Annotated in this window: 17 protein-coding genes; 11 read left to right on the forward strand and 6 right to left on the reverse strand. The window is 72.6% G+C overall.

What is annotated here, in order from left to right:
* Nucleotides 1–41: 41 nt before the first annotated feature.
* The 6 genes from ACFIF2_RS09970 to ACFIF2_RS09995 form a co-directional block, all read right to left on the reverse strand.
* Nucleotides 42–1,397, reverse strand: coding sequence for a polysialyltransferase family glycosyltransferase (locus ACFIF2_RS09970; RefSeq protein ID WP_395572168.1), 1,356 nt, complete (start codon nt 1,395–1,397; stop codon nt 42–44).
* Between the two features lie 3 nt (nt 1,398–1,400).
* Nucleotides 1,401–2,366 carry a glycosyltransferase family 2 protein gene (locus ACFIF2_RS09975; RefSeq protein ID WP_395572169.1) on the reverse strand — a complete coding sequence of 322 codons (966 nt, stop codon included), beginning with the start codon at nt 2,364–2,366 and terminating at the stop codon, nt 1,401–1,403.
* A 123-nt stretch (nt 2,367–2,489) separates the two neighbouring features.
* Nucleotides 2,490–4,781: a polysaccharide pyruvyl transferase family protein gene (locus ACFIF2_RS09980; RefSeq protein WP_395572170.1), complete on the reverse strand. Its 2,292-nt coding sequence runs from the start codon at nt 4,779–4,781 to the stop codon at nt 2,490–2,492.
* The gene (locus tag ACFIF2_RS09985) at nt 4,778–6,043 is read right to left on the reverse strand and encodes a hypothetical protein (protein WP_395572171.1); all 1,266 of its coding nucleotides are present in this window, start codon (nt 6,041–6,043) and stop codon (nt 4,778–4,780) included. Before ACFIF2_RS09985 ends, ACFIF2_RS09980 begins: the two co-directional genes overlap by 4 nt.
* 305 nt (nt 6,044–6,348) lie before the next feature.
* Nucleotides 6,349–7,683 (reverse strand): polysialyltransferase family glycosyltransferase, encoded by a 1,335-nt coding sequence (locus tag ACFIF2_RS09990; RefSeq protein WP_395572172.1) that lies wholly within the window; start codon nt 7,681–7,683, stop codon nt 6,349–6,351.
* Nucleotides 7,680–8,672: a glycosyltransferase family 2 protein gene (locus ACFIF2_RS09995; protein ID WP_395572173.1), complete on the reverse strand. Its 993-nt coding sequence runs from the start codon at nt 8,670–8,672 to the stop codon at nt 7,680–7,682. The genes ACFIF2_RS09990 and ACFIF2_RS09995 overlap by 4 nt, the downstream gene beginning before the upstream one ends.
* 198 nt (nt 8,673–8,870) lie before the next feature.
* Between ACFIF2_RS09995 and ACFIF2_RS10000 the strand changes: the two genes are divergently transcribed.
* From ACFIF2_RS10000 to ACFIF2_RS10050, 11 genes are all read left to right on the forward strand, one after another.
* Nucleotides 8,871–10,208: a DUF6716 putative glycosyltransferase gene (locus ACFIF2_RS10000; protein ID WP_395572174.1), complete on the forward strand. Its 1,338-nt coding sequence runs from the start codon at nt 8,871–8,873 to the stop codon at nt 10,206–10,208.
* 332 nt (nt 10,209–10,540) lie between these two features.
* A complete protein-coding gene (locus tag ACFIF2_RS10005; RefSeq protein WP_395572175.1) occupies nt 10,541–11,833 on the forward strand; it encodes a cytidylyltransferase domain-containing protein in 1,293 nt (430 codons plus the stop codon).
* Nucleotides 11,834–11,846: 13 nt separating this feature from the next.
* The gene (locus ACFIF2_RS10010; protein ID WP_395572176.1) at nt 11,847–12,785 is read left to right on the forward strand and encodes an N-acetylneuraminate synthase family protein; all 939 of its coding nucleotides are present in this window, start codon (nt 11,847–11,849) and stop codon (nt 12,783–12,785) included.
* A gap of 52 nt (nt 12,786–12,837) precedes the next feature.
* Nucleotides 12,838–13,905 carry a hypothetical protein gene (locus tag ACFIF2_RS10015; RefSeq protein ID WP_395572177.1) on the forward strand — a complete coding sequence of 356 codons (1,068 nt, stop codon included), beginning with the start codon at nt 12,838–12,840 and terminating at the stop codon, nt 13,903–13,905.
* Between the two features lie 239 nt (nt 13,906–14,144).
* On the forward strand, nt 14,145–15,380 hold the full coding sequence (locus ACFIF2_RS10020) for a M20 family metallopeptidase (protein WP_395572214.1): 1,236 nt from the start codon (nt 14,145–14,147) through the stop codon (nt 15,378–15,380).
* A gap of 262 nt (nt 15,381–15,642) precedes the next feature.
* Nucleotides 15,643–16,695 (forward strand): BMP family protein, encoded by a 1,053-nt coding sequence (locus ACFIF2_RS10025; protein WP_395572178.1) that lies wholly within the window; start codon nt 15,643–15,645, stop codon nt 16,693–16,695.
* A 269-nt stretch (nt 16,696–16,964) separates the two neighbouring features.
* The gene (locus ACFIF2_RS10030) at nt 16,965–18,014 is read left to right on the forward strand and encodes a BMP family protein (RefSeq protein ID WP_395572179.1); all 1,050 of its coding nucleotides are present in this window, start codon (nt 16,965–16,967) and stop codon (nt 18,012–18,014) included.
* A 414-nt stretch (nt 18,015–18,428) separates the two neighbouring features.
* On the forward strand, nt 18,429–19,985 hold the full coding sequence (locus tag ACFIF2_RS10035) for an ABC transporter ATP-binding protein (RefSeq protein WP_395572180.1): 1,557 nt from the start codon (nt 18,429–18,431) through the stop codon (nt 19,983–19,985).
* Nucleotides 19,985–21,109, forward strand: coding sequence for an ABC transporter permease (locus ACFIF2_RS10040; protein ID WP_395572181.1), 1,125 nt, complete (start codon nt 19,985–19,987; stop codon nt 21,107–21,109). Before ACFIF2_RS10035 ends, ACFIF2_RS10040 begins: the two co-directional genes overlap by 1 nt.
* Nucleotides 21,106–22,380, forward strand: a complete 1,275-nt coding sequence (locus ACFIF2_RS10045; protein WP_395572182.1) for an ABC transporter permease — start codon at nt 21,106–21,108, stop codon at nt 22,378–22,380. Before ACFIF2_RS10040 ends, ACFIF2_RS10045 begins: the two co-directional genes overlap by 4 nt.
* Nucleotides 22,377–22,769 carry a cytidine deaminase gene (locus ACFIF2_RS10050; protein ID WP_395572183.1) on the forward strand — a complete coding sequence of 131 codons (393 nt, stop codon included), beginning with the start codon at nt 22,377–22,379 and terminating at the stop codon, nt 22,767–22,769. Before ACFIF2_RS10045 ends, ACFIF2_RS10050 begins: the two co-directional genes overlap by 4 nt.
* The last annotated feature ends 13 nt before the right edge of the window (nt 22,770–22,782 follow it).

Raw genomic sequence — 22,782 nt, forward strand, 5'->3', positions numbered from 1 at the left:
CCACCGGGTGGCGGGGGTCCTTTCGCGTACGCCGGTCCGCGTCACTTCTTCCCGGTGCCGCGCCGGACCGCCCTGCGCACCACGCGCCGGGCCCGCCGCACCTGGAGCTTCGCGCGCAGCTGCGGGCTGCTGCCGGGCAGGCCCAGCTCGGTCAGCCGCAGCTCGGGGAAGTAGTAGGCGGGGACGGTGGCCAGGTTGCCCCGCAGCCAGGTCTCCGTAGGCTCCCGCAGGTCGGCGTACGTCTTGGGCTGCATGCAGAACCCCATCGCCCGCACCAGCGGCGCCAGCGAGTCCGGCGCCGCCTCCACGCGGGCCGGCGGCCGGCCCAGCTCCAGGTCGGGCACCAGGTGGTCGACGACGGCCAGCGGGACGCGGTTGCTGTTCGGGTAGGGCTTGAGCCGCTCCATCACCAGCGCCGTTCCCACCCGGGCGATGGGCACGTCGTAGTACGCGGAGGCGGTCACCATCGCCGTGGAGAAGCAGCCGACGACGAGTTCGGGGGCGCAGTGGTGGTACAGCGTCTCGGCCAGCAGGGGCGCGTCCAGCACGGTGAGCCGTACGCCCGCGTCCGCCGCCGCCTTGCTCAGCGCCGCCGTGTAGCCGGCGGGGGCGGTCGGGTGCGGCTTGAACACCACGGACCGGTGCCCGGCACGCGCGGCCGAGCCGAGCATGCGGACGTGGAGGTCCTCCTCCTCCTCGGCGCTCAGGATGTTGATCGCCGCGAGGTACTGGCCGAGCAGGACGGCCGTCGGCTTCTCCCGCACCACGGGTGCGAGCCGCGGGTCGTCCGCCGCCTCCCGGGAGATCTCGTCGAGCACCGCGCGGAACGCGTCGTCCGGGACCACCTCGGGCGCCACCCCGAACTCGGAGAGCAGCAGCGGCTTCAGACCCGGTATCAGGTCGAGGTGGAGCAGGCGCCGGATGCGGCGCGCGAGGGTCAGGGGCAGCTTCTCGCGGGTCGGGCCGTAGCTCATCAGACCGTCGGCGTACACGTGCAGGGCGGCCTCGGAGAAGATGGCCGCCAGCGCGCGGGCCGGGTTGACCTGGATCGACTCGACGGCCAGCTCGACCAGGTCCCGCTCGCCGATGCCCCAGGCGAGCCGGAACGCCTTCTGCCACAGCACCGTGTCGTTGCCGCGCGGGCCCCAGACGCTGGGGTGGTGCGGGCGGATTGCCTCGTTCCAGCTGACCACGGAGTCGAACCGGCCGGATATCCGCCCGTACCCGTGCATCTCGTCGAGGCGCAGGGCGGTCTCGGGTATCGCGGCGTTGTTGGAGACCAGCAGGATGCGGCGGGTCCCGTCGCGCGGCCCGAACAGGCCCGCGTCGAGCGCCGCGGCGAGGGTGGCCGCCCCGTACAGGGTGGAGACCTGGAATATCTGGGTCGTGTGGGGCATGGATCAGGCAGCCTTCCGCCCGTCACGCAGGCGGCTGAGCAACCTGCTCCGAGTGCTGTCGATGGTCCTGAGGGTCTCGTCCAGGACGTGCTGGGGCATGCGGTGCAGGGCGTCGCGCGCCTCACGGCGCAGCCGCTGCGCCGCCGAGGTCTCGTACTCGTTCACCTTGCCGAGGTGGAAGGCGATCATCGCGCAGTACGTCCGTACCGCCTTCGGGAGGAAGCGCTCGGCCTCCGGGTCCTTGAGCAGGTCCTTCAGGAGCAGGTCGTAGGCCGGGATGAAGTCGAGCTGGCGGTCGTCCTTGATCTGGGTGAGCGAGGTGGCGACGCCCCGCCGGTAGAAGACGCCGTGCAGGCCGACGGACGCGTACGAGGCGGCCTTCAGGTGCAGGCGCCAGATCCACAACCGGTCCTCCGCCGTGCGCAGTTCGGTGGCGAAGCGCATACCGCCGTCGTCGAAGAGGTGCCGCCGGTAGATCCCCGCCCAGACGAAGGGGTAGTCGACCATCGTCTCCATGTGGGGCGGCGCTATGCCCTCGCGCGGGTCCATCACCACGTTGCGCGCCGGGGCCGGGGGCCGCCGGATCACCCGGTCGGTGCCGGTGGCCTGGACGTGGTCGGTGCGGGCGAAGTCGCAGCCCAACTCCTCGATCATGGACACCAGTTCGGTGAGGTAGCCCGGCCCGTACCAGTCGTCGCCGTCCAGGAACGTGACGAACTCGCCCCGGGCCGCGTCGATACCGCTGTTGCGCGCCTGGGCGATGCCCTGGTTCGTCTCGTGCCGGATCACCCGGGTGTCGGTACGGTTCTCCGCCCAGCGGTCCACCGCCCATGACGTGGCGTCCGTGGAGCAGTCGTCGACGAGCAGGAACTCGAAGTCGGGGCCCGCGTTGTTGGCGAGACTTCTCAGAGTGCTCTCGGCGAAGGCTTCCACATTGTGCATGGGGACGACGACGGACAGTTTCGGCACGCGGGCCTCTCACGCTCGAAGGTTGGAGATGGGAACAGGCTAACGACGCTCCCGTGTCGAGCGGTGGCGGAAAGGGCGCGGGAAGGAGAACTCCATTCGCAGTGGAAGTGAATTCTCGGTGTTTCAGGCCGTTCCGAAGACGCCGTGCAGTTCCTCGATGTTCGACCGGGTGGTCTTCCACAGGAATTCCTGGGCGGCGTGCACGTCCGCCACCGCCGCCGCGTGGTCGTCGAGGACCGCCGACGCCCGCTCCACGAGCCGGGGCCCCAGGTCCCGGTCGTGCACGGACAGTCCCCACTCCGGGTGCCCGATGTCGGACAGGAAGTAGGCGAGCTTGGGGTGGGAGACGAGGCTGAGGATCGGTGTCCCGCAGCCGAAGGGGATCATCCCGGCGTGCCCGCGCATCCCGATCACCAGCCGCGCACGGGCGTACAGGTCGCGGACGGCGTCGTTGGACAGGTCGTGGAGCTGCTCCACGGGCAGCGCGAGGCCGTGCTCCCGGCGCAGGTCGTGCACGAACTTCTCGTCGGCCGGCATGTGGGCCGCGTACCGCACGTCCGCCCGTTCCCCGAGGCTGCGCAGGGCGCCGGCCGTCTGGGCGAGGAAGTGGCCGTAGTCGTGCCCGAACCGCAGGCCCGCGCGGTCGTACGCGCAGTTGACCAGGACGGTGTCCGAGCGCTCCACCGACGCGAACCGGTCCGGGTCGAGCAGCCGGGCCACCGTGGTCGGACAGGGCTGGTAGCGCACCCGGTCGCGCAGGGCGGCGGGGAGCAGCTCGCGGACCCGGTCGATCGAACCGTGGTTGCGCAGCCCGAAGAACGCGGACCGTTCCACCAGGACCCGCAGGCTCTCGGCGAACCGGTCGCGGCGGTAGAGCTGCCCGTCGAAGACGTTGTAGCCGACGGCGAACACCGCCAGCGGCGCGGTGAGCCGGGCCAGCAGGTCGTCCGGGACGTTCCACTGCCAGTGGCTGTTGCCGTTGGGCGAGGTGTCCGGCAGGAACAGCCCGCCGCCGCCCACGACCACCCCGCGCCGGGCGTTCAGCCGCTCCAGCGACTCCTCGTCGACCAGCCGGTGCACGGGCTGCGCGTACCAGTGGCGCGGGCCGGTGTCGGCGCCGAAGCACCTGCGCACGGCCTCGGGCAGGACCTTGTCCCCGGCGTTCTCCTTGCCCTCCGCGAACAGCGCCACGTGCGCCAGCTGCCGCCCGGCGTCGTCGTCCGGCCGCCGGGGATCCGGCACGTCGGGGCGGGTGCGCACGTGCCAGGCGTGGCAGCCGGCGTCGGTCGGGTCGGACTCCAGGCCCTCGCGGGCGTAGGCGTGCGCCTCCTCCTCCCGTCCGCACAGCCAGGACAGCCGGGCGAGCTGCGCGAAGGCGCGCGGCGCGACGTCGGGGGCGGCCGCCGCCAGCAGCAGGTGCGCCTCGGCCTCGTCGTAGCGCGACAGCGCCATCAGGCACACGCCGAGCGTCTCGTGGCAGCGCGGCGCGTCCAGCCGGTCCGCCACGACCGGGGCGAGGACCTCGACGGCCTCGTCGTAGCGGCCCTGCTGCCGGTACACGTCGGCGACCGTGCGGGCGAGGTCGAGGGAGGGGCGGGCCGCCAGCAGGGGCGGCGCGCAGTGCGCCAGCAGTTCGGGGTGCCGGCGGCCGCGCAGGGCGCAGTAGGCGGCGCGGAACTCCTCGTCGCTCATCTCGAAGCGGCGCCGCGCCTCGGCCGCCGGCCCGTACCCGGGCGCGTCGAACGGGCCCGTGAACCGCAGCACCGCGACGTGCGCGGGCACCGGCGTGTCGTCGTACAGGCGGCGGGTGAGGAAGTCGTACCGCGCGTCCAGCGGCACCAGTACGCCGCCGAGCACGGCACCGAGGTCCGCGGCACGGGCGCCGGAGTCCTCGGCACCGGCGCCGGAGTGTGCGTCACGGGTGCCGGAGCCCTCGGCGCAGGCGTCGGCGAGCCGGTCCGCCAAGGCGTCGTCCACGTCGGCGCGCTGGACGACCAGGAGACCGTCCGGCAGCACCGCGCGCCGCTCCCCGGCCGCCCCGTCGCCCACCACCTGGGGGACCGCGGCCACCCCGTGGCGCAGCCGCAGCAGCTCGCCGAGGTCGCCCAGGACGACCATCGAGGGCCGCAGGACGACGACGGTGTCGTACCCCTCCAGCCGGAAGAGGTCCCCACGGCTCTCCGCCCGGCGCGTGACGAGGCGCGGGTGCAGGGCCCGCAGCGCGTCGAACGAGGCGTCGGGCAGACCGGGGTGGAGGACGACGAAGTCCTCGCAGACCCCCGGGTTGGTCAGCGCGAGGCTGCGGATCAGCGCGGGGAGGGCGGACAGGCCGTCCTCGCCGGTGTGGACGGCGAAGGCGATCCGGCGTCTTCCGGTGACGGTGCTCCGGTCGTCCGCGGAGGCGGCGTGGGTCATCGCAGGGCGATCCTCATCGTGCGGTCGTCGACGTGGGTGGCGCGGTCCATGACCCACTCGGCCTCCCGGGGGCGCAGGCGGCCCGGCAGGGTGAAGCCGACGAGGTCCAGGCGGGGGCTGACGTCCAGGAAGTCCAGGAGCCTGAGCACGGTGAAGGCGGTGGTCGGCGCCGCCCCCCAGCCGTCCTCGCCCAGCAGGGCGGGGTCGGTCAGCGGCCGGCGCAGCGAGACGTCGCCGACGTACTCCTGCGCTCCGGGCACCAGCCGCTGCCGGGCGGCGCGGCGCCAGCCGGCGGCCGGGTCGCCGAACACCAGCCGGATGTCCGCCCGCCGGGACCAGGCGGGCCCCTCCCACGGGGCGTCGCCGCGCAGCGAGACGGCGTGCAGGCCGGTGCGCTCGCCCGTGCCCCCGGCGCGGATACGGAACGCGTCGCAGCGCACCACCAGGTCGTAGCCGTCGATCTCGGCGCCCAGGGCGCTGTCGGCGACGTCGCCCGCGTTGGCGACCACGCAGACCGTCCGGCCCGCGACCAGGCCCCGCAGCCCGCTCACGCCGACCGGCGTGCCGCCGCCGAGCAGCGGGTCGGGCGTCTGGGCCCGCTCGACGAGCCGCCGGTACGAGCCGTACAGCGCCAGGAGGCGGCGCACGGCGGGGTCGCCGAGGCCCTGTTCGGCCACCGCCGCCCGCACGTACGCGGCGAACCGCGGGGCGACGGCGGTGGTGGTCGCGTGGGGCTGTCCGAGCACCTCGGACAGCGGGGAACCGGTCTCGGGGAAGAGCGCGAGGGCCGCGTCGAGACACGCCCGCCGGCGCCGCAGGGTGTCCATCCTGCGGGCGACCTCCGGCGCCGCCTCGCCGTCCGGCAGCAGCGCGATGTAGCGGTCGTAGCACTCCAGGGCCTCGTCGCCGCGGCCCAGCCCGTCCAGCGCCAGGCCGCGCAGCCGCCAGGCGCCCTTGGACCGCTGCCGGATCAGCGTCGCGGTCTCGGCGACGCCGAGCGCGAGGCCGAGCCCGTCGTCCCCGCCCGCCTCCAGCGCGCGCTCGCCGACCTGGAGCAGGGCGTCGAAGGGATCGCCCGCCGGGTCGTCCAGGGCGGCCGCGAAGGCGCCGACGGCCTGGACCAGCCGGACGTGCGGGGCAGCGGTCCCGGCGCCGCGCCCGGCGAGGTACTCGCCGCACAGGCGCAGTCCCCGGGTGAACAGCGCCGGCCTGGCGGCCTCTTTCTGCCGAGCCTTGAACAAACCCGCCAGGGGCATCGTCATGCGTTCCACCGTTCTCCGACCGGAGGCCGAATGTGCCCGAGGCCGACGGTCCGCGGGTGACCTCCCGGCGGACGGCGGGTGAACACTCTTCCCGGCCGGGGTGGCCGGGTCGTTCCCGGCCGGGTGCCGGGTGCCGGGTGCCGGGTGCCGGGTGCCGGGTGCCGGGTGCCGGGTGCCGGGTGCCGGGGTGCCGGGGTCGGTGGTTCGGGCCACCGGCTCGCCCCGCCGCCGCCCGCCCTGGCCTTACCGCCCGCGCCCGCGCCCGCCGCGCCCGCGCCCGCCGCGCCCGCGCCCGCCGCCCCCGCTCACCGCCCCATCGAGCGCCGGATGGCCCGGGCCCGGCGTACCACCTTGCGGGCCGTGGAGTTGTGCGGCAGGAAGCCGAGGCGGGCCGGGATACCGCCCGGCAGGCCCAGCGAGGTGAGCCGCCGCTTCTTGAAGTACCGCCAGGTGCGCGCGTCCAGGTGCCCGCGCAGGTACTCCTCGGCCACCGGACGCAGCTCGGGCAGCACCTTCGGCTGCATCGCGAACCCGACCGTCCGCACCAGCGCGGCGAGCGCGCCGGCGTCCACGTCCGGCCGCCCCCCGGCGACCGCGGCGGCGTCGGCCAGGTCCGGGAGGAGCGCGTCCACCAGGGTCGCGGGGACGCGGTTGCTGTTCTCGTACGGCGTCAGCCGGTCCAGCAGCGTCTCGGTGCCGACCCGGGCGACCGGCAGGCCGTACAGCGCGGACGCGGTGAGCAGCGCCGTGGAGAAGCAGCCGACGACCAGCGCCGGACGTGTCCGCTGGTACAGCACCTCGGCGAGGACCGGCGTCTCCACCACGGTGAGGTCGACCCCGAGCCTGAGGGCCTCCTCCTCCAGTACGCGGGTCCAGCGGGCCGGCGCGGTGGGGTGCGCCTTGAACACCACGCGCGTGTGCCCGAGCGCGGCGACGCCGGTCAGCATCCGCACGTGCAGGGCCTCCTCCTCCTCGGCGGAGAGGATGCCGAGCGCCGACAGGTACTGGCCGAGCAGCACCGCGGGCCGCTCCACGTCCGGCAGCCCGGTACCGGTGTCCGCCAGTTCCGCGAGCACCTTGGTGAACGCCGGCGTCGGCACGATCTCGGGCCCGACACCGAACTCGGTGAGCAGCAGCGGCGTGAGCCCCGGCACCAGGTCGAGGTGGAGCAGCCGCTCCACGCGCGTGCCGACCAGCGGGGCGAGCTTGGTGCGGGTGGGCCCGTAGCTCATCAGGCCGTCCGCGTAGACGGTCAGCGGCGCGTCGGTGAAGATCTGCGCCACGCCGAGCGCCGGGTGCACCTGGATGGACTCCACGGCCAGCGCCACGTCGTCCTCACCGAGCCCCCAGGCCAGCCGCAGGTGCCGCTCCCACAGGGGTACGTCCTCCGTCCGGGGCGACCAGCCACCGGGGTGGAACGGGGCGATCGTCTCGTTCCACGACACCACGTCGTCGAACCGGCCCCGCAGCCGCTCGAACCCGGGCATCGCGTCCAGCGACGGCGTCGTCTCCGGCGTCGCCGCGTTGTTGGCGACCAGCAGGATCCGCCGGTCGGCCGCGTCGAAGCAGCCGCTGTCCAGGGCCGCGGCCAGCGTGGCCGTGCCGTACAGCGTCGACGCCAGGAAGATCTGCGTGGTCATGCCGCCGCCCCCTCGTCCAGCCGTCCCGCGGCGGCCGCGCGGCGTCGCAGCCGCCGCAGCCGCACGGCGCGCTCGGCGTCCATCGAGCCGAGCACCTCCTCCAGCGCCTCCTGCGGCATCCGCCGCAGCGCCGCCGCGCTCCTCGCCCGCAGTATCCGGGCCACGGCGGGCTCGAACCGCTCGATGGAACCGAGGTGGTGGGAGATGATCGCGCAGTACGTGCGCACCGCCTTCGGCACCAGCCGCGCGGCGTCCGGGTCCCCGGCCGCCCCCGCGAGGACCTCGTCGAAGGCGCGGATGAAGTCGAGCTGGCGGACGTCCCCGATCTGGGTGAGCGAGGACGCCACCCCCCGCCGGTAGAACACCCCGAGCAGCCCGGTCACCGCGAAGGACTCCGCCTCCCGGTGCAGCTTCCAGATCCACGGCCGGTCCTCGGCGGTGCGCAGCCCGTCGGTGAAGTGCAGCAGACCGCGCTCGGCCAGCCGGCGGTGGTAGATCCCCGCCCACGCGTAGGCGTAGTCGACGGAGGTGGTGCGGTGGGCGGGCAGGATCGCGTCGCGCGGACGCAGCGCCACGTTGCGGCGGCCGTGCGGCACCCGGTGCAGGGTGCGGTTGCGTCCCGTGCACTGCACGTGGTCGGTGCGTACGAAGTCCACGCCCAGGCGCTCGATCGCCGCCACCAGCCGCTCGTAGTGGCCGGGCGCCAGCCAGTCGTCGCCGTCCAGGAAGGTGAGGTACTCGCCGCGCGCCCGGTCGATGCCGGTGTTGCGGGCGGTCGCCAGGCCACCGTTCTTCTCGTGTATGACCAGCACCGCCCCCGGCAGCTCGCGCTCGGCGCGCGCGAGGAGGTCCGCGGTCCCGTCGGTGGAGCAGTCGTCGACGAGAATGAATTCGACGTCGTCCCGCGCGTTGGCGCGGAGACTCCGCAGGGTGTCTGGTGTGTATTGCCGCACGTTGTAGAACGGCACGATGACGGAGAGCTTGGGCACGTGAGCGACGTTATGCGGCGTCCCGTCATTCGGCTTTACCTGCGCCTTGATACCGGGTGAACGCGGCGTGGCGAAGCGGTGAAGCGAACATTTTTCCGGGCGCCGGACGAGCCGATTCCCCATTCGGCGATGTGCTGTTCACCCTTTGTTGGATTCCGGTTGGGCGGTTCCTAGAAATGGCTTCCTAGCGTCTACGGCGTGCCAGCAAGTGCAACGAAGGCCCTGCGAGTCGCCGTCCTGGCGGACTCCGACACCCGGTGGAAATGGGGCGCGCTCACCGCGAGCCGCATCTCCCCCGGGTCCCCGGAGAACACGGACATCCACCTGGACGGCTACCTCCTGCGCGGCCGAGCCACCCCCACCGCCCGCCAGCTGCGGGAAGTCGGCGTCACCGCCCACTCGCTCCGCGAGGTGACCGCCGTCGAGTTCCTGCGCGCCATGGACGACGCGACGGGGGAGGAGTCCTACGACGTCCTCGTCCTCGCCCTGGTCGGCGGCGGCGTCCAGGCGATGCTGCACGGCCTCGGGCGGGTCTGGCGGGAGCGCGCCGACCGGCCCGTGGTCGTCACCGGCTACGTCGGCGTCGTCTACGAGAAGCTCGCCGACGGCCTGCTGCTGCGCCACGGCGCCGACCTGGTCCTCGCCAACTCCCGCCAGGACGCGGACCGTTTCCGGGCCGTGTACGAGGGGGTCGGCGCCGACGCCATCGGGGTGACCGAGGTCGCGCTGCCCTTCCTGGGCGGGGCCGCCTACACCGGCGAACACGAGCCGTACACGGTCGTCTTCGCCGCCCAGCCCTCCGTGCCGGACAACCGCAGGGACCGCACGTACCTCCTCGAACGCCTGATCCGGCACGCCCGCCGGCACCCGGAGCGCGAGGTGCTGCTCAAGCTGCGCTCCAAGCCCGGCGAACACACCACGCACATCGAGGAACTGCCCTACCAGAAGCTGGTGCAGCGGGCCGACCCGCCGCCCAACTTCCGCCTGGTCTACGGGCACATGGGCGAGGTCCTCGACCGCACCGACCTGCTGGTCACCGTCAGCTCCACGGCGGCCCTGGAGTCCCTGCACCGCCGCATCCCCACGGTCGTCCTCACCGACCTGGGCGTGCGCGAGGCGCTCGGCAACCACCACTTCGTCGGCTCCGGCTGCCTCGCCTCCTGGGACCAGCTCGACGAGGGCCACCGCCCGGCACCCGACCCCGACTGGGTCGCCCGGCAGGGCGTCGCGGCCGAGGGGGGCGCGTACGAGACCGCCTTCGACGAGGCCCGGGAGCGCATCGCCGGACTGCTCGGCCGGCCCGGCGGCCTGCCCCCGCTCGCCCCGTACTACACGCCCGTCACCGCCCCCGGCTACCTCCCCGGCATCCTCGCCCGCCACCACCTCGCCCCCGACGGCACGCCCCTGCCCGGCGCACCGGCCGCCGACAAGGCCCCGGGCCCGGTCCGCCAGGTGGTCCGCCGCGCGGCCCGCGGCGCCTACCGCCACGGCGTCCAGCGCGTCGCCCCGGTGATCCGCCGGATGGGGGAGCTGTGACCACCCCGATACGGAGCACCTCCGCCCCGACCCCGACCCCGCCGCCCACCGCCCCGGCCTCCGGACCCGGCGGACCCACCCCGGCCTCCGAGACCAGCGCGAGCGCCCCGGCTGCCGGGTCCTGTGAGAGCACCTCGACTTCCGAGACCCGCGCGAGCGCCCTGGCCTCGGCGCCCGGCGCCCTGGCCTCCGGGACCAACGCACCCGCCCCGGCCTCCGCGCCCGCCCCGGCCTCCGGACCCGGCGGACCCACCCCGGCCTCCGCGACCACCACCCCCGCGCCCCCCGCCACTCCCGCGCCCCCCGCCACCCCAGCCCAAGGAGCAGAACCCATGTCCACCCCGGAAGCGGGTCAGGGCGCCTCGGTGCGCCGGGTGCTCGCGGTGATCCCCGCGCGCGGCGGCTCCAAGGGCGTGCCCGCGAAGAACCTCGCCCCCGTCGGCGGCGTCCCCCTGGTGGCCCGCGCGGTGCGCGAGTGCCGGGCCACCCGGCTGGTCACGGACGTCGTGGTCTCCACGGACGACCAGGCCATCGCCGCCGCGGCCCGCCAGGCCGGCGCCGAGGTCGTGCTGCGGCCCGCCGCCATCGCCGGCGACACGGCCACCTCCGAGGCCGCCGTCCTGCACGCCATGGACGCCCACGAGGCCCTGCACGGCGCCGCCGTCGACGTGGTGCTGCTCGTGCAGTGCACCAGCCCCTTCATCGCCCGCGAGGACATCGACGGCGTGGCCGGCGCGGTCGCCGAGGGCGGCGCCGACACCGCGGTGACCGTCGCGCCGTTCCACGGCTTCGTGTGGCGCGACGGCGCGGACGACGCGGACCGCACCGGAGCGGACGGCGGCTACGGCGTCAACCACGACAAGTCGTACCGCCCCCGCCGCCAGGACCGCCCCCAGGACCTCCTGGAGACCGGCGCCGCCTACGCCATGGCCGCCCCCGGCTTCCGCGAGCACCGGCACCGCTTCTTCGGCCGCACCGAACTGGTCCGCACCGACCCGGCCCGCGTCCTGGAGATCGACGACCCGCACGACCTGGCCCGTGCCCGCGCCCTGGCGCCCCTCTTCGACGCTGCCCGGCCCGGCGCCCTGCCCACCGCCGCCGACATCGACGCGGTGGTCCTCGACTTCGACGGCACCCAGACCGACGACCGGGTGCTGGTCGACTCCGACGGACGGGAGTTCGTCTCCGTGCACCGCGGCGACGGACTCGGCATCGCCGCCCTGCGCCGCAGCGGCCTGACGATGCTCATCCTGTCCACGGAACAGAACCCGGTCGTCGCCGCCCGCGCCCGGAAGCTCAAGCTCCCCGTGCTGCACGGCATCGACCGCAAGGACCTCGCCCTCAAGCAGTGGTGCGAGGAACAGGGCATCGCGCCCGAGCGCGTGCTCTACGTCGGCAACGACGTCAACGACCTCCCGTGCTTCGCCCTCGTCGGCTGGCCCGTGGCGGTCGCCAGCGCCCACGACGCCGTACGCGGCGCCGCCCGCGCCGTCACCACCGTCGCCGGCGGAGACGGCGCCATCCGGGAGATCGCGAGCTGGATCCTCGGCCCCTCACTCGACGCGCTCGACTCCCTCGACGTACTCGACTCCCTTGAATCCCCCACGATCACCCAGTCCAAGTAAGGAACCCCCTGACATGAGCACCAACTCCCGCATCCGCACCTTCGGCACCCGCGAGGCCGGCCCCGGCCGCCCCGTCTACATCACCGGCGAGATCGGCATCAACCACAACGGTGAGCTGGAGAACGCCTTCAAGCTCATCGACGCCGCCGCCGAGGCCGGCTGCGACGCCGTCAAGTTCCAGAAGCGCACGCCCGAGATCTGCACCCCGCGCGACCAGTGGGACATCGAGCGCGACACGCCCTGGGGCCGGATGACGTACATCGACTACCGCCACCGCGTGGAGTTCGGCGAGGACGAGTACCGCCAGATCGACGAGTACTGCAAGAGCAAGAACATCGACTGGTTCGCCTCCCCGTGGGACACCGAGGCCGTCGCCTTCCTGGAGAAGTTCGACGTCCCCGCCCACAAGGTCGCCTCCGCCTCGCTGACCGACGACGAGCTGCTGCGCGCCCTGCGCGCCACCGGCCGCACGATCATCCTCTCCACCGGCATGTCGACCCCGAAGCAGATCCGCCACGCGGTCGAGGTCCTGGGCAGCGACAACATCCTCATGTGCCACGCCACGTCGACCTACCCGGCGCAGGCCGAGGAGCTGAACCTCCGCGTCATCAACACCCTCCAGCAGGAGTTCCCGAACGTCCCGATCGGCTACTCCGGCCACGAGACCGGCCTGCAGACCACGCTGGCCGCCGTCGCCCTCGGCGCCACCTTCGTCGAGCGCCACATCACCCTCGACCGCGCCATGTGGGGCTCCGACCAGGCCGCCTCGGTCGAGCCGCAGGGCCTGACCCGCCTGGTCCGCGACATCCGCACCATCGAGGCCTCCCTCGGCGACGGCGTCAAGAAGGTCTACGAGTCCGAGCTGGGCCCCATGAAGAAGCTGCGCCGCGTCCCCGGTGTCGTCGCCGAGGCGGAGATCGCCGACGCCGCGGGCGAGCCGGTCACCGTCTGACACCCGGCCCGACACCCCCACCCCACCCCCACCACGGGACGGTCCCACACCGATGAGCCCCCGCGCCGGGAACGCCGGCCCCCGCACTCTCGCCTTCGTCGAGAGCCCGGTACAACTGCTGAACGTGCTGGAGTGGGCGCACACCCGCGCTCCCGGCGCGGAGCTCACCCTCGTGGTCCTGTCCCCGGTCGATCCGATGACCCGGGGCCAGCTGCGCCGCATGGCGGAACTGGCCCGGCGGGAGGGCCACGAGGTCCGCTGGGAGGAGGCCCGGGGTGGTGCCACGGCGCCCTTCCGCACGGTGGGCGGCCTGACCGGCGCCCTGCGCCACGCGGACCGGGTCGTCATGGGCGACCCGTTCTCCCGCTACGTACAACTGCTCCTCACCATCACCCGCGCCCGCGACCTGGTCGTCGTCGACGACGGCACGGCCACGATGGAGTTCGTCGCCCAGCTGGCCCACGGCGAACGCCTGGTGCGCTGGCACCGCAAGGGCAGCCGCCCCGGCCCGCGCGACCTGCTCTTCGCCCCGGTCTCCGGGTCCGCGCGCCGCCGCCTGACCCCGGCCCGGGGCCGCCGCGTGGAGGTGTTCTCCTCCATGCCCATCGAGGACACCCCGGACGGCGTCACCGTCACCGTCAACGACTTCGCCTGGACCCGCGCCCGCTTCGGCCCGCCCCGCATCACCAAGGGCGCCGACATGGTCGGCACCTCCCTGGTGGAGACCGGCGTGGTCGACGGCGACCGCTACCTGGACGCCGTACGCGGCCTGGCGAAGGCCCACGGCGCGACCCGCTACTTCGCCCACCGCCGCGAGAGCACCGTCAAGCTCCACCGGCTGGCGGTGGAGACCGGCCTGGAGATCGTCCGCCCGGACCTCCCGCTGGAGCTGATCGCCCGCCGTGGCCCGATCGGCCGTACGATCCTCAGTTTTCCGTCGACGGTCGTCCACACCCTCCCGCTCGCCCTGGCCGGCACCGAGGTCCGCGTCGCCGTCTGCGACATCGACCCCGCCTGGCTGACCCAGCACGCCTCGCCCCGGGCCCCGGGCTTCCTCTCCGGCGTCACGGGCTCGGCCCGGGACGTGCACCGGCTGTCGGCGGTGGCGGGCACCGCGTAGCCGCCGCCGGTACCGTCACGTGGACAGCCCCCGCGTGGTCCGGCCGTACCGTGGTATCCGTGAGGGGAGCAAGGAAACGGAGTCGGGTGCCGAGGCCGAAGGACGGGTGAGTGTACCCACCCCCGTTCAGAGCCATGCGCCGTGCGGCCAACTTTTCTTCCCCTAACGGGCTGAACTTTTGTTGATCGTGGGACAGTTGACCGCCCCGGCGTCCTACCCTTCAGAGGGTGAAGCAACTGATGTCCCGAGAGACCGAGGCCGATCCGTCCGGGGAAGCGCTGCTGCCCGGCACCCTGCCCGAGGCGCTCCGCGCGGAACTCGTCGCCTTCCGCCGCGACCTGCACATGCACCCCGAGCTGGGCAACCAGGAGTTCCGGACCACCGCGGCGATCAAGGAACGGCTCGAGCGGGCCGGCCTGAAGCCGCGGGTACTCCCCGTGGGGACCGGGCTCGTCTGCGACATCGGCACGAACACGGACTCGGGCCAGTGGGCCGGCGGGCCGCGCATGCTCGCCCTGCGGGCCGACATCGACGCCCTGCCGATCCCGGACACCAAGAGCGAGTGCCCGTACCGCTCCAGCGTCCCGGACCGCGCCCACGCCTGCGGACACGACGTGCACACCACCGTCGTCCTCGGCACCGGCCTGGTGCTCGCCGCGCTGCACGAGCGGGGCCTGCTGCCCCGGCCCGTGCGGCTGGTCTTCCAGCCGGCGGAGGAGGTGCTGCCCGGCGGCGCCGCCGACGCCATCGAGGGCGGCGCGCTCGACGGGGTGCGCCGCATCCTGGCCGTGCACTGCGACCCCCGGGTGGACGCCGGGCGGATCGGCCTCAGGGTCGGCCCCATCACCTCCGCCTGTGACCGGCTGGAGATCGCCCTGAACGGCCCCGGCGGCCACACCGCCCGCCCGCACCTCACCACCGACCTGGTCACCGCCGCCGCCCGCGTGGTCACCGACGTGCCCTCGCTGGTCGCCCGGCGCGTGGACAGCCGCAGCGGCCTCGCCCTGACCTGGGGGCGGATCGAGTCCGGCCACGCCCCGAACGTCATCCCGCAGCACGCCGAACTCGCCGGGACCGTGCGCTGCCTCGACCTCGACGCCTGGCGGCAGGCGCCCGACCTCGTGGTCGGCGCCATCGACGAGATCGCCAACCTGTACCGGGCCAAGTCCGAGATCACCTACGTCCGCGGCGTGCCCCCGGTCGTCAACGAGGTGACCAGCACCGAACTGCTCCAGGCCGCCATGGTCGCCCGGCGCGGCACGGACTCCGTGGAGACCACCGAGCAGAGCCTCGGCGGCGAGGACTTCTCCTGGTACCTGGAGCAGGTGCCCGGCGCGATGGCCCGCCTCGGTGTCCGCCCGCCCGGCGAGCGCGTCATCCGCGACCTGCACCAGGGCGACTTCGACGTGGACGAGCACGCCATCACCGTCGGTGTGGAGATGTTCACCGCGGCGGCGCTGATCGACGCGGTGTAGCGGTCCCGGAGCCCGCCCGCCCGTCGCGGTTGCGTCCGCGGCGGGCCGGAGGCAGCCTGATGCACAAGCGCACGAGGTCGCGCGGCGCGCCCCGGGCACCCCATTCGCTCCCGTTCGATCCGGTGGTTCACAAGCCCGTAACCGGCCAGCGGCACGAATGGGTAACGGCCCCGGGGAACCCCGTTCCCAGGAGTTTCTACGCGCGTTAATCTGCGCCGAACCGAGCGCCCGCTGCGGGGCTTTGGAGAATGGGGAACTTCAGATGCGTCGGACATCGAGACTGACCCGCGCCGCGGTGGGGGTCGCGTCGCTCGCACTCGCCGCCACGGCCTGCGGCGGCACCAGCGGCGAGAGCGACAGCGGTGAGGCGGGCACCAAGGACGACAAGGGCCTCGCCATCGCGTACGACATCGGCGGCAAGGGCGACCAGTCCTTCAACGACGCCGCGTACGCGGGTCTGGAGCGGGCCCAGAAGGAGTTCGGCTACAAGACCGCCGACATCGAGCCCACCGAGGGCGAGACCGACGCGGACAAGGAGCAGCGCCTGGCCTCGCTGGCCAAGCAGGGCTACAACCCGGTCATCGGCGTCGGCTTCGCCTACGGCCCCGCGATGAAGGCCATCGCCGAGAAGTACCCGGACACCACGTTCGGCATCGTGGACTCCGTGGTCGAGGGCAAGAACGTCGCGTCCCTCGTCTTCGCCGAGAACGAGGCCTCCTACCTCGCCGGCGTGGCCGCGGCCAAGGCCACCAAGACCAAGACGGTCGGCTTCGTGGGCGGCGTGGACGTCCCGCTGATCCACAAGTTCGAGGCCGGCTACAAGCAGGGCGTGCAGGACACCGACCCCAAGGTCAAGGTGGTCTCGCAGTACCTGACGCAGACGGCCGAGGAGGGCGGCTTCTCCAGCCCGGACAAGGGCCGGGCCGCCGCCGAGGGCCAGATCGAGAAGAAGGCCGACGTCGTCTACCAGGCGGCCGGCCTGTCCGGGCAGGGCGTGATCGAGGCCGCCGCGAAGGCCAAGGTCTGGGCGATCGGCGTCGACTCCGACCAGTACAAGCAGGAAGCCCTCGCGAAGTACAAGGACCACATCCTCACCTCCGCCCTGAAGGACATCAACGGCGCGGTGTACGCGCTGGCCAAGTCGGTCGAGGACGGCAAGCCGCTGAGCGGCACCCAGACCTTCGACCTGAAGTCCGACGGGGTGGGCCTGTCGGACGCCAACCCGAAGTACGCCGGGATCCCCGGCCTGACGGACGCCGTGGCCGAGGCCAAGGAGGGCATCATCGCCGGCTCCATCAAGGTCAAGACGGAGTAGCCCCGGCGGGACGGACTCCGCGAAGCGGGCGGGCGCCCAGGGGGCCCGCCCGCTTCGGCATGCCCCGGCGGGGCCGCGCCGGCGTCACCCTCCGCCACCCTCCGTTTGCGTCCGGCAAGCCTCACCCGCCCGCACACGGCTCCTTGCTCACGGGCGGATAACAAGAAGGACAGAAGGGGTTTTCAGGCAGGTCTACGCGCGTTAATCTGCGGCGAAGCCAGCGCCGTACTCGAACCGTCCCCGGCGCTTGTACGACAGGAGCACCAGACATGCGCCGGATTTCCCGGATCACGGTCGCAGGCGCAGCGACCGCCTCCCTGGCCCTCGCCCTCTCCGCCTGCGGCGGCACCTCGACCTCCTCCGGTTCGTCGGAGTCCAAGGACGACAAGGGTCTCGCCATCGCCTACGACGTCGGCGGCAAGGGCGACCAGTCCTTCAACGACGCCGCGTACGCGGGCCTGGAGCAGGCGAAGAACGAGTTCGGCTACAAGACGGCCGACGTCGAGCCCACCGACGGCGAGACCGACGCCGACAAGGAGCAGCGCCTGGTCTCCCTGGCCAAGCAGGGCTACAACCCGGTCGTCGGCGTCGGCTACGCGTACGCCGCCGCGCTGAAGAGCGCCGCCGAGAAGTACCCGGACACCACCTTCGGCATCGTGGACGACGCCACGATCGAGGCGAAGAACGTGGCCGACCTCGTCTTCAACGAGGAGCAGGCCTCCTACCTCGCCGGTGTCGCCGCCGCCAAGAGCACCAAGACCAAGACGGTCGGTTTCGTGGGCGGCGTGGACATCCCGCTGATCCACAAGTTCCAGGCCGGCTTCGAGCAGGGCGTCAAGGACACCGACCCGAAGGTCAAGGTCGTCTCGCAGTACCTGACGCAGACGGCCGAGGAGGGCGGCTTCTCCAGCCCCGACAAGGGCAAGACCGCCGCCGAGGGCCAGATCGAGAAGAAGGCCGACGTCGTCTACGCGGCGGCCGGCCTGTCCGGTCAGGGTGTCATCGAGGCCGCCGCCGCCAACAAGGTGTGGGCGATCGGCGTCGACTCCGACCAGTACAAGCAGGAAGCCCTCGCGAAGTACAAGGACAGCATCCTGACTTCGGCGACCAAGGACGTCGCGAAGGCGGTCTACAACCTCGCTAAGTCGGTCGAGGACGGCAAGCCCGAGACCGGTATCGTTCGGGGCGATCTGAAGTCCGGTGAGGTCGGCCTTTCGGACTCCAACCCGAAGTTCGCGGACAACGCCGAGCTCCAGGCAGCCATCAAGACGGCCAAGGAGAAGATCGTCAGCGGCGAGATCAAGGTCAAGAGCAGCTAGGGGGTTTCGTTTGGATCAGGCTGGCTTTGAGCTGCAGCGCCTTGTGGCCGACCCGAGCGGGGTCTGGTGCGTGCAGCTGCAAGGCGGAGGAGGGCGACAACGCGGAGCGTTGGCAACCGACGACAACGCCGCAGATGTGCGTGCCAGACCCCGCGACCCCGGCATGATCCAAACGACACCCCCTAAGAGCTGAGCACCACCTCGAACAGCGTGCAGCCGCGCCGGTCGCACCGCTCGACGGGGTACGGGGAGGACACCTCCGGGCCGTCCTCCTCGTACCCCGTCGTGTCGATGTGCCGCCGCCGCTTTGAGATGCCGTAGGGGCGCTACGCGCGTAGACGGCCCCCGTCCCCAGGAGTGTGCGCCATCAACGCGTCCAGCAGCCCTCCGGCCGGAGCGGCGGTCAACGAATCGGTGACCGCCGTCGAACTCGCCGGGATCACCAAGCGTTTCCCCGGTGTCGTGGCCAACCACGACATCCACCTCACCGTCCGCAAGGGCACCGTCCACGCCCTCGTCGGCGAGAACGGCGCCGGCAAGTCGACTCTGATGAAGATCCTCTACGGCATGCAGAAGCCGGACGAGGGCACCATCGCGATCGACGGCGAGAAGGTGGGCTTCTCCTCGCCCGCCGACGCCATCGCCCGCGGCATCGGCATGGTCCACCAGCACTTCATGCTCGCCGACAACCTCACGGTCCTCGAGAACGTGGTCCTCGGCAGCGAGAAGCTGTACGGCATCGGCGCCAAGGCCCGCCGCAAGATCAAGGAGATCTCCGAGCGCTACGGCCTCGGCGTGCGCCCCGACGTCCTCGTCGAGGAACTCGGCGTCGCCGCCCGCCAGCGCGTGGAGATCCTCAAGGTCCTCTACCGGGGTGCCCGCACGCTGATCCTCGACGAGCCCACGGCCGTCCTCGTGCCCCAGGAGGTCGACGCGCTCTTCGACAACCTGCGCGAGCTGAAGGCCGAGGGCCTGTCCGTCATCTTCATCTCCCACAAGCTGGGCGAGGTCCTCTCGGTCGCCGACGACATCACCGTCATCCGGCGCGGCACGACGGTCGGCACCGCCGTCCCGTCCGAGACCACCCCGCGCCAGCTCGCCGAGCTGATGGTCGGCAGCGAGCTGCCCACCCCCGAGACCGCCGAGTCCACGGTCACCGACCGCGCGGTCCTCACCGTCGACGCGCTGCGCCTCGCGGCCCTGGGCGGCAAGGCCCTGCTGGACGACATCTCCTTCACCATCCACGCCGGCGAGGTGCTCGGCATCGCCGGTGTCGAGGGCAACGGCCAGACCGAGCTGGTCGACGCCCTCATCGGCCTGCGCCACGCCGACTCCGGCACCATCCGCTTCCTCGACCAGGACATCACCGCGCTGCCCACCCGCAAGCGTCGCGAGCAGGGCGTCGGCTACATCCCCGAGGACCGCCACCGCCACGGCCTGCTCCTGGAGGCCCCCCTCTGGGAGAACCGCGTCCTCGGCCACGTCACCGAGAAGCCCAACAGCAAGGGCGTCTGGCTGGACCCGAAGGGCTCCCAGGAGGACACCCGCCGCATCGTCGAGACGTACGACGTCCGCACCCCCGGCATCGACGTCACCGCCGCCTCCCTGTCCGGCGGCAACCAGCAGAAGCTGATCGTCGGCCGCGAGATGAGCCACAAGCCGCGCTTCCTCATCGCCGCCCACCCCACCCGCGGCGTGGACGTCGGCGCGCAGGCCGCCATCTGGGACCACATCCGCGAGGCGCGCCGCGAGGGACTCGCCGTGCTGCTGATCTCCGCCGACCTGGACGAGCTGATCGGCCTCTCCGACACCCTCAGGGTGATCTACGACGGCAGGCTGGTCGCGGACGCCGACCCGGCCACCATCACCCCCGAGGAGCTGGGCTCGGCCATGACCGGCGCCGCGACCGGCCACCTGGAACACGAAGAGACCCCCGCTGACGGCCCGGGTACGGAAGACGAGGCCCGCTGATGAAGAAGTTCGACAAGGAGCGCGTGCTCCTCGCGGTGGCCGGGCCGGTCATCGCGCTCGCCGTGGCCTTCGTGCTGAGCGCGATCGTCCTGATCGCCTCGGGCAAGAACCCGGTCGAGCCGTTCGCCCTGATGTTCGAGCAGGCCGGGTTCTCCGACATCCAGGTCCTGATCATCAACCAGGCGTCGATGTACTACATCGCCGCCCTGGCGGTGGCCATCGGCTTCCGGATGAACCTCTTCAACATCGGCGTCGACGGCCAGTACCAGCTCGCCGCCATGATGGCCGCGATCGTCGGCGCCCACGCGAACCTGCCGGCCGCCCTGCAGATCCCGCTGCTCCTGCTGACCGCCGTCCTCACCGGCGCCTTCTGGTCCGGCATCGCCGGTGTCCTCAAGGTGACCCGGGGCGTCAGCGAGGTCGTCGCGACGATCATGCTGAACGCCATCGCCACCTCCGTCATCGGCTACCTGTGGCTGCCGGACGTCTTCGGCGTCAAGATCGGCAACAACAACACCACCGGCGAGATGCACGAGTCCGGCTGGATCCCCGGCATCGACATGGGCGCGGCCGGAGAGGTCTACGGCCTGGTGATCCTCGCCGTGCTGCTCGGCATCGGCTACTGGGTCACCCTCAACCGCACCCGCTTCGGCTTCGACCTGCGCGCCTCCGGCGCCTCCGAGTCCGCCGCGGCGGCCAGCGGCGTCGACCCCAAGCGCATGGTGCTCACCGCGATGCTCATCTCCGGCGGCCTCGCCGGCCTCGCGGGCCTGCCCATCCTGCTCGGCGACACCCACACGTACAGCCTGAACTTCCCCACCGGCATCGGCTTCCTCGGCATCGGCATCGCCCTGCTCGGCCGCAACAGCCCGGTCGGCATCGCCTTCGCCGCCCTGCTGTGGGCCTGGCTCGACAAGGCCAGCCCCGAGCTGGACTTCCACGGCTACGACAAGGAGATCGCGGTCATCATGCAGGGTCTGATCGTCCTCTCCGTCGTCGTCTCCTACGAGGCCGTCCGCGAGTGGGGCCTGCGCCGCCAGCAGCGCCGGGTCGGCGCGGAGCTGGCCGCCGGTCACGTCCTCGGCGCCACCGACAACTCGAAGAAGGAGGTGGCCGGCCGATGACCGCTCCGACCACAGCGACCGACGTCAACCAGCCCTCGCTGCAGCCCACGGCGCCGACCGGCCGCCGCCTGTCGCTGCCCGTCCTGATGCTGGTCATCGCCGGCGCCCTGGCACTGACCTCGATCGTCCGCCTGATCACCGGCGCCGACGGCATCACCAACGTCAGCCAGATGTCCACCGCGCTCCAGCTCGCCGTGCCGATCGGCCTCGCCGGTCTCGGCGGTCTGTGGGCCGAGCGCGCGGGCGTCGTCAACATCGGCCTCGAGGGCATGATGATCCTCGGCACCTGGTTCGGCGCCTGGGCCGGCTTCCAGTGGGGCCCGTGGACCGGTGTCCTCGTCGGCATCATCGGCGGCTGCCTCGGCGGCCTGCTGCACGCCATCGTGACGATCACCTTCAACGTCAACCACATCGTCTCCGGCGTGGCCATCAACATCCTCGCCCTCGGCGCCACCCGCTACCTCGCCCCGCTCGCCTTCGAGGGCCACCAGGGCGGCTCGGCCAAGCAGTCCCCGCCGGTCGAGTCCCTCGGCCACTTCACGGTGCCAGGGCTGTCCGACGGGTTGGTGAGCCTCAACGACAAGGGCTGGTTCCTGATCTCGGACATCGCCGGCCTGCTCGGCGGCCTGGTCACCAACGTCTCCTGGCTGACCCTGATCGCCGTCGCCCTGATCCCGGCCACCTGGTACATCCTGTGGCGCACCCCGTTCGGCCTGCGGCTGCGCTCCTGCGGTGAGAACCCGGTCGCCGCCGAGTCGCTCGGCGTCAACGTCTACAAGTACAAGTACCTGGCCGTGATCATCTCCGGCGGCCTGGCCGGCCTCGGCGGCGTCTTCCTCTCCATCGTCGCCAACCCCTTCTACCTGGAGGGCCAGACCAGCGGCCGCGGCTACATCGGCCTCGCGGCGATGATCTTCGGCAACTGGATGCCCGGCGGCCTCGCCATCGGCGCCGGCCTCTTCGGCTACACCGACAGCCTCAACCTGCGCGGCGGCTCCGCCAACGTGCACGCCCTGCTGCTGCTCGGCGCGCTGCTGCTGGTCGCCGGCGCCATCTGGCTGGCGATCCGCAAGAAGTACGTCAAGGCCGCGATCACGCTGGTCGTCGGCGCCCTGGTCTTCGCCTGGTACGCCACCACCGACGACGTCCCCAACCAGGTCGTCTCCGCCACGCCGTACGTCGTCACGCTCGTCGTCCTCGCGCTGTCCGCGCAGCGCCTGCGGATGCCGAAGGCGAACGGCATGCAGTACCGGAAGGGGCAGGGGAAGTGACCGACGTCGACTGGGGCGCGCTGCGCACGGCGGCCCGCGAGGCGATGGCCCGTGCCTACGCCCCGTACTCCGGGTACCCCGTCGGCGCCGCCGCCCTGGTCGACGACGGCCGCACCGTCACCGGCTGCAACGTGGAGAACGCCAGCTACGGCATCGGCCTGTGCGCCGAGTGCGGGCTCGTCTCCCAGCTCCAGCTCACCGGCGGCGGCCGGCTGACGCACTTCACCTGCGTCGACGGCCACGGCGAGATCCTCGTCCCGTGCGGCCGCTGCCGGCAGCTGCTGTACGAGTTCGGCGGCCCGGAGCTGCTGCTGCAGACCCCGGCGGGGATCGTCCCCCTGTCGGAGATGCTCCCGCAGGCCTTCGGCCCCGACCACCTCACCAAGTAACTCCCGCACATCC

It is taken from the genome of Streptomyces sp. BK79, assembly GCF_044142145.1.
Taxonomy (GTDB): Bacteria; Actinomycetota; Actinomycetes; order Streptomycetales; family Streptomycetaceae; genus Streptomyces.

What these genes read in the sequence shown, in the direction of transcription:
- ACFIF2_RS10005 (WP_395572175.1), top strand. Translation starts at nt 10,541, where the DNA reads ATGTCCACCCCGGAAGCGGGTCAGGGCGCCTCGGTGCGCCGGGTGCTC.
- ACFIF2_RS10015 (WP_395572177.1), top strand. Translation starts at nt 12,838, where the DNA reads ATGAGCCCCCGCGCCGGGAACGCCGGCCCCCGCACTCTCGCCTTCGTC.
- ACFIF2_RS09970 (WP_395572168.1), bottom strand. Translation starts at nt 1,397, where the DNA reads ATGCCCCACACGACCCAGATATTCCAGGTCTCCACCCTGTACGGGGCG.
- ACFIF2_RS10010 (WP_395572176.1), top strand. Translation starts at nt 11,847, where the DNA reads ATGAGCACCAACTCCCGCATCCGCACCTTCGGCACCCGCGAGGCCGGC.
- ACFIF2_RS09985 (WP_395572171.1), bottom strand. Translation starts at nt 6,043, where the DNA reads ATGACGATGCCCCTGGCGGGTTTGTTCAAGGCTCGGCAGAAAGAGGCC.
- ACFIF2_RS10020 (WP_395572214.1), top strand. Translation starts at nt 14,145, where the DNA reads ATGTCCCGAGAGACCGAGGCCGATCCGTCCGGGGAAGCGCTGCTGCCC.
- ACFIF2_RS09990 (WP_395572172.1), bottom strand. Translation starts at nt 7,683, where the DNA reads ATGACCACGCAGATCTTCCTGGCGTCGACGCTGTACGGCACGGCCACG.
- ACFIF2_RS09980 (WP_395572170.1), bottom strand. Translation starts at nt 4,781, where the DNA reads ATGACCCACGCCGCCTCCGCGGACGACCGGAGCACCGTCACCGGAAGA.
- ACFIF2_RS10045 (WP_395572182.1), top strand. Translation starts at nt 21,106, where the DNA reads ATGACCGCTCCGACCACAGCGACCGACGTCAACCAGCCCTCGCTGCAG.
- ACFIF2_RS10040 (WP_395572181.1), top strand. Translation starts at nt 19,985, where the DNA reads ATGAAGAAGTTCGACAAGGAGCGCGTGCTCCTCGCGGTGGCCGGGCCG.
- ACFIF2_RS10030 (WP_395572179.1), top strand. Translation starts at nt 16,965, where the DNA reads ATGCGCCGGATTTCCCGGATCACGGTCGCAGGCGCAGCGACCGCCTCC.
- ACFIF2_RS10025 (WP_395572178.1), top strand. Translation starts at nt 15,643, where the DNA reads ATGCGTCGGACATCGAGACTGACCCGCGCCGCGGTGGGGGTCGCGTCG.